Annotated in this window: 9 protein-coding genes; all 9 read right to left on the minus strand. The window is 34.5% G+C overall.

All coding sequences use genetic code 11. The annotated features are described in order from the left end of the window. Window positions 1-305 precede the first annotated feature (305 nt). Window positions 306-683, minus strand: a complete 378-nt coding sequence (locus BUB89_RS02620; protein ID WP_141384429.1) for a VanZ family protein — start codon at window positions 681-683, stop codon at window positions 306-308. After that, the gene (gcvH, locus tag BUB89_RS02625; RefSeq protein WP_073241567.1) at window positions 676-1,056 is read right to left on the minus strand and encodes a glycine cleavage system protein GcvH; all 381 of its coding nucleotides are present in this window, start codon (window positions 1,054-1,056) and stop codon (window positions 676-678) included. Before gcvH ends, BUB89_RS02620 begins: the two co-directional genes overlap by 8 nt. Window positions 1,057-1,137: 81 nt before the next feature. After that, entirely contained in the window at window positions 1,138-8,274 is a 7,137-nt protein-coding gene (sov, locus tag BUB89_RS02630; RefSeq protein WP_073241570.1) for a T9SS outer membrane translocon Sov/SprA, read from the minus strand. A gap of 22 nt (window positions 8,275-8,296) precedes the next feature. Continuing rightward, window positions 8,297-8,878 carry a Holliday junction branch migration protein RuvA gene (ruvA, locus tag BUB89_RS02635; RefSeq protein ID WP_073241572.1) on the minus strand — a complete coding sequence of 194 codons (582 nt, stop codon included), beginning with the start codon at window positions 8,876-8,878 and terminating at the stop codon, window positions 8,297-8,299. A 25-nt stretch (window positions 8,879-8,903) separates the two neighbouring features. After that, complete coding sequence (locus BUB89_RS02640) at window positions 8,904-11,183, minus strand: NADP-dependent malic enzyme (RefSeq protein WP_073241574.1); 2,280 nt, start codon at window positions 11,181-11,183, stop codon at window positions 8,904-8,906. 155 nt (window positions 11,184-11,338) lie between these two features. Then, the gene (locus BUB89_RS02645) at window positions 11,339-11,773 is read right to left on the minus strand and encodes a CBS domain-containing protein (protein ID WP_073241576.1); all 435 of its coding nucleotides are present in this window, start codon (window positions 11,771-11,773) and stop codon (window positions 11,339-11,341) included. Between the two features lie 82 nt (window positions 11,774-11,855). Continuing rightward, window positions 11,856-12,776 (minus strand): tRNA epoxyqueuosine(34) reductase QueG, encoded by a 921-nt coding sequence (gene queG / locus BUB89_RS02650; protein WP_073241578.1) that lies wholly within the window; start codon window positions 12,774-12,776, stop codon window positions 11,856-11,858. An 88-nt stretch (window positions 12,777-12,864) separates the two neighbouring features. Then, window positions 12,865-13,887, minus strand: coding sequence for a Holliday junction branch migration DNA helicase RuvB (ruvB, locus tag BUB89_RS02655; RefSeq protein ID WP_073241580.1), 1,023 nt, complete (start codon window positions 13,885-13,887; stop codon window positions 12,865-12,867). Window positions 13,888-13,986: 99 nt separating this feature from the next. Continuing rightward, complete coding sequence (locus BUB89_RS02660; protein WP_073241582.1) at window positions 13,987-15,783, minus strand: cytochrome c oxidase subunit I; 1,797 nt, start codon at window positions 15,781-15,783, stop codon at window positions 13,987-13,989. Window positions 15,784-15,805 lie beyond the last annotated feature (22 nt).

The following is a 15,805-nucleotide window of genomic DNA, read 5'->3' on the forward strand; positions in this document are numbered from 1 at the left end:
ATACATTTAATCCTATTTTAAAATTCTTTTTAAGCAGGTTTTTATTTTATTATTAGAAAACTCGTTGGGTGTAATTAGTTTTTGATGATAATTTTTCGTCAGTTCGAGTAATCCCGTTTTCGGACGGGATTGTATCGAGAACAAGAAAAATTTAATTAAAAACGGTTCTCGATACATTTTTTGTTTCGTCCCGTCCCGATGTTTCGGGATCGGGACTGCACAAAAAATACTCGAACTGACGTTTTTAATAATTACACCCAATGGGTTAATTACAATAAAAAATCCCGCCGAAGCAGGATTTCTATTTATTCAGAGTTTTTATTTTTTTCTAAAAAAGCAATAGTTAAAACAGCCAATAAGGAGCCGCTTGTATTGGCAAAAACATCTAAAGGATCACCGCTTCTGTATGTTGTAAGATAGTTTTGGAACAGTTCTATTGCGATACCAAAAAGGAAAGCCATCAAAAAAACTATTTTTAAAAGCTTAGCCTGGCTTTGTTTTTTAAAGTAAAAACGAAGCGCATAAAACCATAACGCACTAAATACAAAATAAAAAAAAGCATGAACGAATTTATCGACATAAGGAATTGTTATTGCAGGAAGCTCACTCATTCGAACCAAACACATGTACAGAATAATTCCTGTCCATAAGAGAGCAATTCCTAAACAAATTTTCTTAAGCACCAATCAATTCTTTATATCCTTCAGCTGTTAATAATGTATCAAATTCAGCTAAATCTGAAACTTTTATTTTAATCATCCATCCTGCTCCATAAGGATCTGTGTTTACTAATTCAGGATCGTCTTCTAATCCGGTATTGAATTCCACAATCTCGCCGGATAAAGGTAAAAACAAATCAGAAACTGTTTTTACTGCTTCAACAGTACCAAAAACTTCATCTTTTTCTAATGTTTGATCTAAAGTTTCTACTTCAACATAAACAATATCACCTAACTCTTTTTGAGCAAAATGTGTGATTCCTACTGTTGCAATATCTCCTTCTAAACTCACCCATTCGTGATCTTTAGTGTATTTTAAACCTGCTGGTATACTCATAGTAATAATAATTGATGTATGATAATTATTTTTTTGCAAATGTAACAATCTTCAAATTAAATCCCGTTTAGATTATGCAAATTAATTCCCAAAATTATATCGAAGCGTAATTCCTGAACGGATATTTGTTATAGGAAATGAAGTTGATATAACGGCCTTAGAAAATGAATGATCATAATAAAAAATTGCTGTTAGATTTTTACTGAACGAATAGTCAGCTGTAACTTTCAAAGACCATAAATTTTGTCCGCCTGCTAATTGATTGTTATCATAATCTAAATAACGTACAATGGTTTGATTGTTTCTATAGGACAAATCGGCTTTCAGATTAATATCTCCTTTAATTACACCGGTAGGATTATCAGCCAGTCTTGAAGTAAAAACAACATTTTTAAAACGATATCCTAATCCCACAATGTATTCTACTCCTTTTACCTCAGTCAATAAATTATTATCAAAACTCATCGATAAAGCACGGTCTTTTTTAATTTCAGTCAGGAGTTTTAAGGAGTTTTTCAACTCAAAATCCATACGAACCAGCGGGCTAAATTGTTCCACTAAATTCACATTAGAAATAAGCATTTTATTGTAAAAATTACCATTATCATCTGTTCCCGAAGCATTATTGTCATAATCAAAATTAGAACGGTATTGATTGATGGTATAAGAAGCTCTGTAAGCATGCTGCAAAGAGAATCTTTTAAAGTTCTTTTTAAACATACCATAACGCATCAATCCGTTGTATTTTACGGACCAGTTAGGAATAGGAAAACTTCTAAAAATACCCGTAGAAACGCTATTGGCATCAGCTCCTGTATATGCTGCCATAAATGCCGGCAATAATACCGCCTGATTATTTTTACCGTAGCCTTTAGGGAATCCATCATCATCTAAATTAGCCGGATTCTGGACATCAATACCTCTTTCTGTAGCTAATCGATTTGCAATTAACAGCCTGTTTACTCTAAAATCATCAAAAGCTGCAGACTCCATTTCATTACTGGTAGAAAACGCCGTTTTGATTAATACCATAGAAATAGAAAACATTCCGTAATTATATGGAGAACGGGAATTGTACGTTCCATCAGGTGATACATCATATTGCTCAGAAAAATTTTCAGAAATGGATCGGTCCATGGTCAAATCAATTTTTAAATCAGGGAACAAATCTACATTGGCGGTAGCCTTTAATACTTTATTACTCACCTGAGTATAATTTTGACTAAACTCCTGAAAATTGGTCAACCAGCCATTTTTAGCCGCTTCATAACGCACATCATCCTGACTTCCAAAAATAAATCCTAACGAAGGTCTCGAAGAACCTAAGAAACCAATACTTGGTGTATATCCTGGTAAAAACGTACCACTGTTTTCAGTATAATTAATCTGGATATTCTTAACGCTGGTTAAAACTCCTATTAATCCGTCAGTAAACATATTTCCTTCAGCTTGCGGTTTTACTGGAGCACTCGTAATTTTTTGTCCTGGTTTAGGTGCTACAGCGGGTGCTCTTCTAACAGGAGCTTTTTTAGACAAACCTAAATACTTGTACAGCATATCCATATTGAAACTGGCATTCAGATTATTAGTCCTTGCATTTTGAACTGCATTTCCCAGATTGTAACCTGTACCATCAACTACTATTTCAGACAGTGCATTGGCTGATTTTTGCCAACTATAATCTCCCGTATAAGAATAATTTGCTTTTACAAAACTTAACAACGGAATCTTATTAATTGGAATATCATAATTCAACACAATTTGTTGTGTATGCTGGTTAGGGTCTCCAATATCCCAATAACTATCCCAAATAGAGAAATCTTCAATAGGCTGATCATCCTGATCTAAATAATTTTTAACCAAATTATTTGTAGACGCAGCATAACTGAATTTTAATGATTTTGTCAAATTAAAATTAAAACCATAATTGTAATTAAATCCAAAATTTCTTCTGTACAATGGGTCTAATTCAAGTCCGGGAACATTTTCTACCTGTCTAAATTGCTGACGGTTGTACTGCCTGTTAATATTGGTATTAAAAGTAATATTAGACGGTAAATAGTTAAAATTAAAATCGCTCAACAGTTTCCAATAAGTACTTTTTTTCATGAATTTTGTCTTCTTGAAAGGCTCTACTGGCTTATTATCAAAAGTATAAGCATAATCTACTGAAGTACTTGCCTGTTGATCCAGATAATCTTCAATTTCATAATCATGACGCTCAACCTTATTGAAAGATTGAGAGAAAGTAAAGTTTTCAGGATCATAAACATGAGGTTTTTGCTCTGCTCCTCTTTGTTTTCTTACACCTATAAAATTGATGCTTGTACGTTTTGTATAATCTATGGCTCTGTTTCTCAAATTAGCTCTGTCGCTGGCATCGTCTGTTTCTCTTAAAAGCTGTTTTAACTTAATATCCTGATTAAACGGATCGTATTCCGGCTTAATTGTTTCTTCTCCCACACTATAATTAAAAGGCAGGTTAACTCCCCATTTGTTAGGCAATAATTTACCTAAATTCAAATTGGTTACAATATTATACTGCTGAATATCTTCTCTGCTTCTTTCATTTGGTCCCTGTTCGATAGTACCAAATCCCACAGTACTCATTTTACCTGTTGCAGAAACGGTTGCAAAATCGGCAAAATTAGCATCTACATTCAATACCGCAGCCATACCGCCATGATTATCCATATCAGCTAAACGAAGTTCATTAAACCAAACTTCCCCTTTAACATCCTGATGCAATTCATTGTTCTTAATTCCTACCATCAAAGTACGCACCAGTCCAAAATTAGGATTTCCTTTAATTCCCAGACGTAGTTTATTTGGTTTATTACTTAGATTACCATCCAGCTCATCTTCGTTTTTATAATAAATCCCATCCAGTGGAAGCGTACTTAAATCTACTCCCATGGCTTCAATCTTTAACTTTGTTAATAGTTCTAAAGACAAATCTATTTCATTGGCATCAGGCCAAACTTGTTCTGCTGTATAAACACAATTACCATCAGTGGTTTTTGTAACTTTTAATGGTATTTCTATCTGGTAGAAATTTTGAGTAAAATCATTTCCAAAACGAATAAACCCAACCATCTGATCGTCTTGCAGTTCAATTTCTCCATTTAAAGATTCAGCATGTAAAAACATTTTTAACTTCTTAAACTGACGCATGTCGACACTTACATTTTTAAAAACAGCTCTTGAATCTTCAGGCTCTAAACCGCTGCCTGAAACCCGCAAGGATAATGATTGCTCGTTTTGATTAATCAAAGTATTATTATTGTACAACTGTTCTCTTTGTACATCCGGCGGTGTCACATAATTCACCGGACATCTTTCATTATTCTCCTGAATATTAACAGCAGTAACATCAAGTTCCGTATCATCATCGTCAATGTTAGTGTCATTGTAGTCCAGAGAACTTGTATATCTTCTCCAGTCTCCACGCACTAAATCCAGAGCTCCAAAACGTACTGTAACTTCCTCTTGAAATCCGGTCATAAACATTCTCATGAAACGAATGGATCTAAAATCAGTAATATTTCCAATGGTATTTTGAGGTTGAGAAACCGGAATTTTAAACTGAATCCACCTGGCTGTAGTCACATCGCCATTAGGCAAAGTTGCCTGAGTTTCTCTGACATCTGTTACATAATTTTGTCCTACAGTCATATCAGGTTTCATATCAATGCTATATTCATAATAAGCATTAATAGTATTCATGGTATTGTCTCTGTTGATATCCTCAACATCCGGTAATGTAGTTGCTCCCTGATTAGGATCATTAATATCTACTGCCGAATTTCCCTGAACACCATTGTAATTTTTATAACGCTCTTTTACACCACCCGAAGTATTCAGATAAAAAGTATAATCATCAGCAGCCGGATCGGGCTCAGAGGCAAAATTATCATAAACCGCAGCTTCAGCGTTATTAGACAAACCATCCAGTCCTACATCCTGATTTGTTCTGTTATTGGTATTAGCGTCAAAAGCATAAATTAAAGATTGCGATGCGGGAACATCTCCCCAAATAGGTTGCGGATTTACTAAAACCTGATCCGGACCCAAACCGTTCTCATATTGTTTTCTTCCGTCTTTAAGTATATCTTCTGATATTTCTCCTAAGTTAAAATAAATTTTACCGGTATTGGTAGGTTCCGATCTTCCGTTCCCCACATAAGGATCCAAAACCCAAAACTGAATATATTCTACGTTTCCTTGTTCAAAATTAGTAGAGGTTAAGGAACGCATAATCCCTCCAAAATTCTCTTTTGGATTCAAATTAAAACTGGAATTATTATTATACGGTCCTCTTTCTGATGGAAAATAAGTTAAATCTAAGGTGCTAATTACCTGTGTTTGTCCTTGTGCAATATCAGTTAATGGATATAATTCTTCGCTATAAATTCTTCTGGTAGCGTTTAAAGAAATATCATCATTAGAGATTCCTGATGGTCTTTGAACATAAAAAACAGGGTCTATAGTATACCATGCTAATTTTGCTCTTTTATAGCCATAGGTCAAATCATTAGCTTTTGCGTTAAAATTATACGTACTATAGGTGTTTTCTTCCGGAGTTGACGCGAGACTCCACGCATAAGCCGAACGCATGTCTATAGTAGATTGAGAACCCTCAAAATCATCTACATAAAGTGTGGATTCCCCATTAAACTGATCTGCCTTAGGAGTATCCGGTTTTAAAAACGCAATTTCTCCACGCACTGATAAATTAGATGGAACATCAGTATCCAGATTAGGAAGCATATTTACTAACCTGGTAAAGAAAGGAACTTCGGTAGAAAAATTAGTATTGAAACCAAAAATAGTGTTGTTTACAGATTCCTGACCATAACTGGATTTTTGAGTAAAAGGTTTTTCAGTCATTTTCAGGAAGGTACCTCCTAAGGTAAAATTTTCCGAAAACTTATGCTCCACATTCACCCCCATAAATCTTCGGGTTTGCTGCCCAAAAATAGTATTGTTTTCAAGGGAAACATTAATTGGCGTATTAGAAGCCTGAAGCGAAGGGTCTAAAATCTGGACTCTTCCTAACTGATAATTCACACTATAATCTACACCTTCCACTAAAACTCTTCCACCAGCAGTAACTACTACCGAACCTTGTGGTACATTGAAAGCACCTATAGGGATTCCGTCACCGGCTGATGATTTGTATTTCCCTCTTAATAAAAATTTGTTTTTCTCGCTATCCTGCAAAGCTCCGGATTGTGTATTGCGATACATATTTCGAAACACATATTTAGACTGATTAGCATTGTAGGTATTAACATCATCATAATCCTCACCTGAATTGGGATTCGATAATTTAGAAAATAATAATTCTCCAAATGGTTCTTTAGTGGTAAAAATAATTCGTCCGTTTTGAGTATCCATTGTTAAGCCGGAAACAAAATCAAAAAAACCATCTCCGCCCACCTGACGGTCATTATTGTAATTTAATTTATCTAAGTTAAAAACATTCAGCAAGGGAGTTTCCTGTACCCGGTTATCAGGAGAAGGACTTACCGGAAAAGGACTTCCTGTAACCGGAGTAATATAATTTAAAGGGGAAGGATCTGTATAAAGAATATTAAATCTAAAATCTTCCTGTTTGATTTGGTAAGCTCCCGGAATTTGATAAATATTTTTCATCATTAAATTCCATACCGGATTTTTGACATTCGTCAAATTGCTTTTCAGCATTTTTAAAATCAAACTTTGTGTAATCACAGCCTGAGTAGATTGCGGAGTTCCTGTAACTAAAGTGGCATCGACACCGTCATTCCCAAATTCTCCCACCTGATACACCTGATCACCGATGGTATATTCATAAGCAACAGCTAAAATCTCATCATTACTCAATCTTTGCTGCAAGGAAATATATCCCAATTGTGGATGATAGGTATATTCGTTTGTAGTTAATTTTCGGGCATTTTCTAATTTGGAGTAATCCTGACCTTCACTTACTGTAGCATTAAAACCGGAACCTGCTGTTGCCATTTCCCGGATATTATTATTTAACAATCCGCTACCTGATTGAATTTGTGCCGGATCGTATTTATTATTAGAATTGTCAGAAGGAGAATCTGCCGGATTATTAAACATTCCCGCAGGTGATGCTAAAACTACCACTTCATTATCCGCCAAACCTGTTAATTGTGATTCTCCTAAATCCTGAAGTGCAATAACATTTCTAAGATTATTAGAGGTCGTATTCAAGCGGGTTTGTTTGTTAGTTACCCAAACCTCTATTCGGGTTATCTGAACCCGGCTGTCTATAAAAGGGTAATTTTTTAAAGCAGTATCATATCGCTCTCTAAAATATTGTGATAAGAAAAAGTGTCGGTCATTATCATAATCTAATGCAAAAACATCAAATTCCTGTATGGTTCCGCCTCCTTGTGAAACAACCGATTTAGTTTGTGATTTTTGTTCAGAATAAACAGCTGTTACATTTGTTTTACCAAATTGCAACTGCGCTTTCACACCAAATAAACTTTGGGCACCCCGGATTAAGGAGCTATTTAAAGGCATGCTTACATTACCAACTTCAATTTTCTGAATAATATCATCTTCGGTTGGTGTGTATTCTAATTTTAATAAATTTTGAAAAGCAAAACTAGACTGAGTATCATAGTTAGCGTTTACATTCAGTCTGGTTCCTACTTTTCCCATTAAGCTCATACTGATTCTCTGATCAAAATCAAAAGCTAAATTAGAACGGTTTCTGGGAGAAAAGGATGGATTATCCTGTTTTGTAAAACGTGCTCCCATATCCATCTCAACAGAACCTGTAGGTTTTACATCGATAGTATTACTGCCAAAAATAGATTCAAACAAGCCCGAATTCACATAATATCTGGGTAATAAATCTTTTTTATCAGCTTCACTTCCGGATTTCTTTCCATCAATAGCATCTGATTTTTTCTTGAAATATTCTTTCATAGATTCTTTCAACACCAGACTTTCATATTCTTTAGGTGTTAAAATAACAGGGTATTTAATCGAAAAACCATCTACTGAACTGGTGTAGATATACCGATCTGTTTTGGGGTCATAAGTATATGCCTCTTGAATACTCTTAGGGTTTTTTATTTGAACTTTTCCAATAGAATATCCAGTTTTTGTAGTATCCTGAGCTGATTCATTTACTTGAGCCAATGATACAAAACTGCATAATAAAACCGCCAAAACAATACAAATTTTATGCATACAATGGTTTATTTGCTGTACTTTATAAGCTTTTTAATGCTTGTTTAATAATCGATTCAACAGATGCTTCCGGATCTTCTTTTACAATTCTCTCGATTACCTTTTCAGAAGCTTTCCTTACAAATCCTAAAACTTCTAATGCAGATAACGCTTCATCTCTGTTTGTATTGCTTAGCGACATAGAAACTTCGTCTAAATCATACAATTTTAAAACTTTGTCTTTCAGGTCTAAAATTACTCTCTGAGCTGTTTTACTCCCGATACCTTTAATTGACTGTATTGTTCCCACATCACCGGATGCAATAGCATTGGTAATTTGTTTAGGGTCTAAAGAAGACAACATTGTTCTTGCTATTCCTGCTCCAATGCCGGAAACAGAAATTAATAATTTAAAAATCTCTCTTTCTGATTTCTCCACAAAACCAAATATAGTATGAGCATCTTCCTTTATTTGAAGATAGGTAAACACCTTAATAAAATCAGTATTGGGAAGTAATGAATAAGTATGTAACGAGATATGAACCTCATAACCTACTCCTCCACAATCAACTGTAAGTTGTGTTGGGGATTTTTCGACCAGTTTTCCCTGTAAATGTGCAATCATTTAGTATTTTTTACAAAAATATATTTTATTTATGTCTATTCTCTTTTTCCTGAGCATGAATCACAGTAATAGCAGCCATGTTAACCATTTCTTCTACACTTGCTCCTAATTGAAAAATATGAACAGGTTGTTTCATTCCCATCATTATAGGACCTATAGAACCTGTTTGATACAATTCTTTCATTAATTTGTAGGTAATATTAGCCGAATCCAGATTTGGAAAAATTAAAGTATTGACTTTTTTTCCGGCTAATTTAGAAAAAGGAAATTTTTCTCTTAACATTTCAGGATTCAGAGCAAAATCAGCCTGAATTTCACCGTCTATAATCAATTCGGGATGATTTTTATGTAAATAAGCTACTGCATCTCTGACTTTAGAGGATTTCTGGTTTGTTGAAGAACCAAAATTAGAATAGGAAACCATCGCAATAACGGGTTCTACTCCAAAAATCTGAGCCGTTTTAGCGGTCATTAATGCAATTTTAGCCAGTTCTTCAGCCGATGGGTCAATATTAATTGCAGTGTCTGACAAAAACATAGGACCACGGGAAGTCATCATCATATTTGTTGTTGCAATTACAGAAACATCTGATTCTTTATCAATTAACTGCAACATTGGTTTTATTACCGTTGCATAACTTCTGGTATAGCCCGTTACTAATCCGTCAGCTTCAGCGGTGTTAACCATCATTGCTGCAAAGTAATTTCTTTCACGCATTAATTTTTGTGCATCCAGCAAAGTGATTCCTCTCCTTTTTCTGGATTGCCAGTAAGCTGTTGCATATCTGTTTCTTCGGGAATTTTCTTCCGCTTCCTTGGGATCTATAATTTCAACATCGGCATCAAAACCTAATTCTTCTTTTAATTCCTGAATAATCGTTTTATCACCTAACAAAACAGGGAATCCGATACCTTCTTCGTGAACAATTTGGGCTGCTTTTAAAACATTTAAATGATCTGCTTCTGCAAATACAATTCTTTTAGGATTCATTTTAGCGCGATTGCTAATCAAACGAACCATTTTATTGTCATTCCCTAATCGCTCTATTAGTTCTTCTTCATATTTTTTCCAATCTGTAATTGGAGTCAAAGCCACACCTGATTCCATTGCTGCTTTTGCAACAGCAGGAGAAACAACATTAATTAATCTTGGATCAAATGGTTTAGGAATAATATATTCCCTTCCAAAAACTAATTTAGTAGCGCCATAAGCCACATTTACTTGTTCCGGTACTGATTCTTTAGCTAATGAAGCAAGTGCTTTTACAGCTGCCATTTTCATTTCTTCATTAATTTTAGTAGCGCGAACATCTAATGCACCTCTAAAAATATAAGGAAAACCTAAAACGTTATTAACCTGATTAGGATGATCTGATCTTCCTGTTGCCATAATAACATCCTTACGGGTGCTAATGGCCAAATTATAATCAATTTCAGGATTAGGATTAGCCATCGCAAAAACGATTGGATTTTTAGCCATACTTAAAAGCATTTCTGCATTCATAATATTTCCTGAAGACAATCCTATAAAAACATCGGCACCATTGATCGCTTCTGCAAGTGTAACAGGTTCTATGTCCTGAGCATATTTTTGTTGTAAAACCGAAAGAGAAGCATTGTTTTTAGTCAAAACTCCTTTACTGTTAAACATTAGGATATTTTCTGTTTTAACTCCCAGCAGAACATATAAATCAGCACAAGCCAATGCAGCTGAACCAGCTCCGGAAATCACCATCTTAACATCTGAAGGTTTTTTTCTGGCTAATTCTAACGCATTGATTAATGCAGCTGCCGAAATAATTGCGGTTCCATGCTGATCATCATGCATTACCGGAATGTTTAATTCCTCTACCAAACGTCTTTCAATCTCAAAAGATTCCGGTGCTTTAATATCTTCTAAATTTATTCCTCCAAAAGTAGGAGCTATATTTTTGACTGTCCGGATAAATTCTTCAACGTCTTTAGTATCTATTTCAATATCAAAAACATCTATATCGGCAAAGATTTTAAACAACAATCCTTTTCCCTCCATAACCGGTTTAGAGGCTTCCGGACCAATGTCTCCAAGTCCTAAAACTGCTGTTCCATTACTAATTACAGCAACAAGATTTCCCTTAGCCGTATACTTGTAAACATTATTAATATCCTTCTCAATTTCTAAACAAGGTTCAGCAACACCTGGTGAATACGCTAAGGATAAATCTCTTTGCGTAGCATATTTTTTTGTTGGTACAACCTGAATTTTTCCCGGAGTAGGTTTAGCATGATACAGTAAAGCTTCTCTTCTTTTGCTCTCTTTATTCATAATAGCAGTTTTATCTTATACACAAAGATAGAAGTCTTAACTTAAAAAGTTAACATTTTCATAATTCTTTTAAAAAAAACAACAATTTATTCCATTAAAAAAGCCGCAAAACAGCTGCGGCTTAGTAAAACAGAAGTCATAATTAATTTAATAAATTATAATTGTGTACTGTTAATATAGGAATCTAATAATTGAATTGTTTCTTTTTGCTTTTCTATAATACATTTCACAACGTCACCTATAGAAATAAGTCCGATAACTTTATCAGCATCCAAAACCGGTAAATGTCTAATTCTTCTTGAAATCATCAATTCCATACAGGCATCTAAATCATCGTTCGGTGACACTGTAATCACATTAGCAACCATAATCTCATTGACTAAGGTACTCTTTGACGATTTATTTTTAAGAACAATTTTCCTTGCATAATCTCTCTCAGATAAAATACCCTTTAGCCGGCCTTCTTCAATAATCAATATTGCGCCAACATTTTTTTCACCCATCACCTTAATAGCATCATAAACGCTAATGGTTGAAACAATGGAATACACCTCGTTTCCTTTCGTGCTTAATATTTGATTTACAGTCATATTACGAATATTTTAATAAGTATAAATATAAAAAAAAATCGTTAACCTATATAATTAAAGTACTTAATTTTTTCGATTCTAATTACTTTAAAAAATCAATATTTCGTTTCAGACCCTGAAATTTTGTTCTTTTAACGGCAGAGTCTTTAAAAACTATTTTAAAAGTCTCTTCGGTCATTTCTTCCAAGTCTTTTTTTGTCATAGAAAGTAAATCCGGATTAGGATTAAATAGTGGTTCGTTATGGCTCTTTGAAAACCGGTTCCAGGGACAAACATCCTGACAGGTATCACAACCAAAAACCCAGTCATCAAAATAACCTTTCATTTCAGCAGGTATATTTTCTTTTAATTCTATTGTAAAATATGAAATGCATTTGCTTCCATCAACAACATAAGGTTCTATAATGGCCTGTGTAGGACAAGCATCAATACAGGCAGTACAATTTCCGCAATGATCTGTTGTCGCATAATCATATTCTAGTTCTAAATCAATAATTAATTCGGCTATAAAATAAAATGAACCTACTTTCTGCGTCAATAAATTACTGTTTTTTCCAATCCACCCCAAACCACTTTTTGCCGCCCATGCTTTATCCAAAACAGGTGCAGAATCTACAAAAACACGCCCTGAAACTTCACCGATGCTTTCCTGAATAGAAAAAAGGAGTTCTTTTAATTTCTCTTTAATTACAAAATGATAATCCTGACCATAAGCATATTTAGAAATTTTATAAGAATCCTGGATTTGTTCCTGTTCAGGATAATAATTTAACAAAAGCGAAACGACGCTTTTAGCATCATCAACAAGTAAAGTAGGATCTAAACGTTTGTCAAAATGGTTTTCCATATAACTCATCTTGCCATTCAGGTTTTTATTCAGCCAATTTTCTAATCGCGGAGCCTCTTCTTCTAAAAAACCCGCTTTAGAGATACCACAAGACAAAAATCCGAGGCGTTTGGCTTCGGATTTGATGAATTGTGAATATTTTTGTCTTGAATCGATGCTATTTAAATTTTAAGTGAATAAAACAATTAGGAAACTCCATTTTCCAGCTTCTAACTTCTAACTTCCAACTTCATTCCAGCTTTCCTTAAAAAAGTCCACCTTGAATATTTGCTCTGGTTTTTCCTAAATGAGTATAGGCCTTTTCAGTAACTTCTCTTCCTCGCGGAGTTCTCATGATAAATCCTTCCTGAATCAGGAAAGGTTCATATACTTCCTCAATAGTTTCACTGCTTTCAGAAACAGCAGTTGCCAGTGTACTTAAACCTACCGGACCGCCTTTGAATTTATCAATAATGGTATTTAAAATTTTATTATCCATTTCATCCAGTCCGTGAGCATCTACATTCAGTGCTTTCAAGGCATATTTAGAAATTTCAATATCAATAGTTCCATTTCCTTTAATTTGTGCAAAATCGCGGACTCTTCGCAACAAAGCATTTGCAATTCTGGGTGTTCCACGGCTTCTTCCGGCTATTTCTATAGCGGCTTCCATAGAGATTGGCATTTTTAAAATAGAAGCACTTCTTTGTACAATAGTAGTCAGCAATTCTACTGTATAATATTGCAATCTGGATGAAATTCCAAAACGTGCCCGCATAGGAGCTGTTAGCAAACCTGAACGAGTAGTAGCTCCAATTAAGGTAAAAGGATTTAAATTGATTTGAACCGTTCTTGCATTAGGACCCGACTCAATCATAATATCGATTTTAAAATCCTCCATTGCCGAATACAAATATTCTTCTACAATGGGACTTAAACGATGTATTTCATCAATAAATAAAACATCCCTCTCTTCCAGATTAGTCAGTAAACCGGCAAGATCTCCTGGCTTATCTAATACCGGACCCGAAGTAATTTTGATACCCACCTCTAATTCGTTAGCCAGAATATTCGCTAAAGTAGTTTTTCCCAGTCCCGGAGGGCCGTGAAATAAAGTATGATCTAATGCTTCACTGCGTTGATTAGCAGCAGCAACAAAAACCTTTAGATTTTCTAATACCTGATCCTGACCTGCAAAGTCATCAAAACTAAGCGGTCTTAATCGTTTTTCCAGATCAAGTTCTTCAGGATTGTATCCTCTTGTTGTTGGGTCTAAATTTTCATTCATTTAACAAAGATAGAAAAAACGAATTGTCATTTGGAAATAATAAATACATCAAAGCAGTGTATAAAAAAACCTCTGTAAAAACAGAGGTTTTAAATATTTTTAGTGGTGTAATACTGATTCACCCGGTTTCATTGGAACCGTTTGAGGAACAAAATCCTCTTCGTGCTCAGGATTACTGTAATCGTAAGCCCAACGGTGTACTTCTGGAATTTCACCTGGCCAGTTACCATGAATATGTTCAACCGGTGTAGTCCATTCTAATGTTGTAGATCTCCAAGGATTTTGTACCGCTTTTTTACCGTTAAAGATACTGGCGAAAAAGTTATACAAGAATACTAATTGGAAAGCTCCACCAACTAAAGCAAAAGTTGTAATCAATACGTTTACATTTTGCAAATCATCAAATAACGGGAAGTTTGTATTTGTATAATAACGTCTTGGTAAACCAGCTAATCCAATAAAGTGCATTGGGAAGAAAACTCCATAAGCACAAACTGCTGTTACCCAAAAGTGAATATAACCTAAATTTTTATTCAACATTCTACCGTACATTTTAGGAAACCAGTGGTAAATACCGGCAAACATTCCGTAAAGTGCAGAGATACCCATTACTAAGTGAAAGTGAGCAATTACAAAGTAAGTATCGTGAACATTAATATCTAATGTACTGTCTCCTAAAATAATCCCTGTTAAACCTCCAGTGATGAAAGTAGAAACCATTCCGATAGAGAATAACATTGCAGGATTCAGTTGTAAGTTACCTTTCCATAAAGTTGTAATCCAGTTAAATGCTTTTACAGCAGAAGGAATTGCAATCAATAATGTTGTAAAGGTAAATACAGATCCTAAAAATGGATTCATACCTGAGATAAACATGTGGTGACCCCAAACAATTGTAGATAAAAATGCAATTGCAAGAACTGACATAATCATGGCTCTGTAACCAAAAATTGGTTTACGTGAGTTAGTTGCCATAATCTCAGAAACAAGACCCATTGCAGGTAAGATTACAATATATACTTCAGGGTGTCCTAAGAACCAGAATAAGTGTTCGAATAAAACAGGAGAACCACCTTGGTAATGTAAAACTTCTCCAGCAATATAAATATCAGATAAGAAGAATGATGTTCCAAAACTTCTGTCAAAAATCAATAATAAAGCTGCTGATAATAATACCGGGAATGAAATAACTCCAATTATAGCAGTTACAAAAAATGTCCAGATTGTAAGAGGCAATCTTGTCATAGACATTCCTTTAGTTCTTAAGTTGATTACAGTAACGATGTAGTTCAAAGATCCCATCAAAGAAGATGCGATAAAGATTGCCATAGATACTAACCATAAAGTCATACCTGTTCCAGAACCTGGAATAGCTTGTGGTAAAGCACTTAATGGAGGATAAATTGTCCAACCTGCAGAAGCTGGTCCAGCCTCAACAAATAAAGAACATAACATAATTACAGCAGATAAGAAAAACAACCAGTATGAAATCATGTTCATAAATCCGGAAGCCATATCTCTTGCTCCAATTTGAAGTGGAATAAGCAGGTTACTAAATGTTCCACTCAAACCAGCCGTCAATACAAAGAATACCATGATAGTACCATGAATTGTAACTAAGGCTAAATAAATATCATTTGCCATTACACCATCAGGTGCAAATTTGTCTCCTAATAAAACATTGAATATTTTAAAAGACTCTTCTGGCCATGCCAATTGCATTCTGAAAAGTAAAGACATAGCAATCCCAATAACTCCCATAATAATACCTGTAATAAGGTATTGTTTAGCAATCATTTTGTGATCAATACTAAAAATATATTTAGTAATGAATGTCTCTTTATGGTGGTGTTCATGTTCGTGATCGTGTGCGTGATCGTGACCTTCTGCTGACATATAGTATACTTTAAATTTTCTT

It is taken from the genome of Flavobacterium flevense, assembly GCF_900142775.1.
Classification (GTDB): Bacteria; Bacteroidota; Bacteroidia; order Flavobacteriales; family Flavobacteriaceae; genus Flavobacterium; species Flavobacterium flevense.

Bases quoted from the DNA above. Each gene is read 5' to 3' on its own strand.
- gcvH (WP_073241567.1), bottom strand. From the start codon at position 1,056: ATGAGTATACCAGCAGGTTTAAAATACACTAAAGATCACGAATGGGTG.
- BUB89_RS02640 (WP_073241574.1), bottom strand. From the start codon at position 11,183: ATGAATAAAGAGAGCAAAAGAAGAGAAGCTTTACTGTATCATGCTAAA.
- sov (WP_073241570.1), bottom strand. From the start codon at position 8,274: ATGCATAAAATTTGTATTGTTTTGGCGGTTTTATTATGCAGTTTTGTA.
- BUB89_RS02660 (WP_073241582.1), bottom strand. From the start codon at position 15,783: ATGTCAGCAGAAGGTCACGATCACGCACACGATCACGAACATGAACAC.
- ruvB (WP_073241580.1), bottom strand. From the start codon at position 13,887: ATGAATGAAAATTTAGACCCAACAACAAGAGGATACAATCCTGAAGAA.
- BUB89_RS02645 (WP_073241576.1), bottom strand. From the start codon at position 11,773: ATGACTGTAAATCAAATATTAAGCACGAAAGGAAACGAGGTGTATTCC.
- ruvA (WP_073241572.1), bottom strand. From the start codon at position 8,878: ATGATTGCACATTTACAGGGAAAACTGGTCGAAAAATCCCCAACACAA.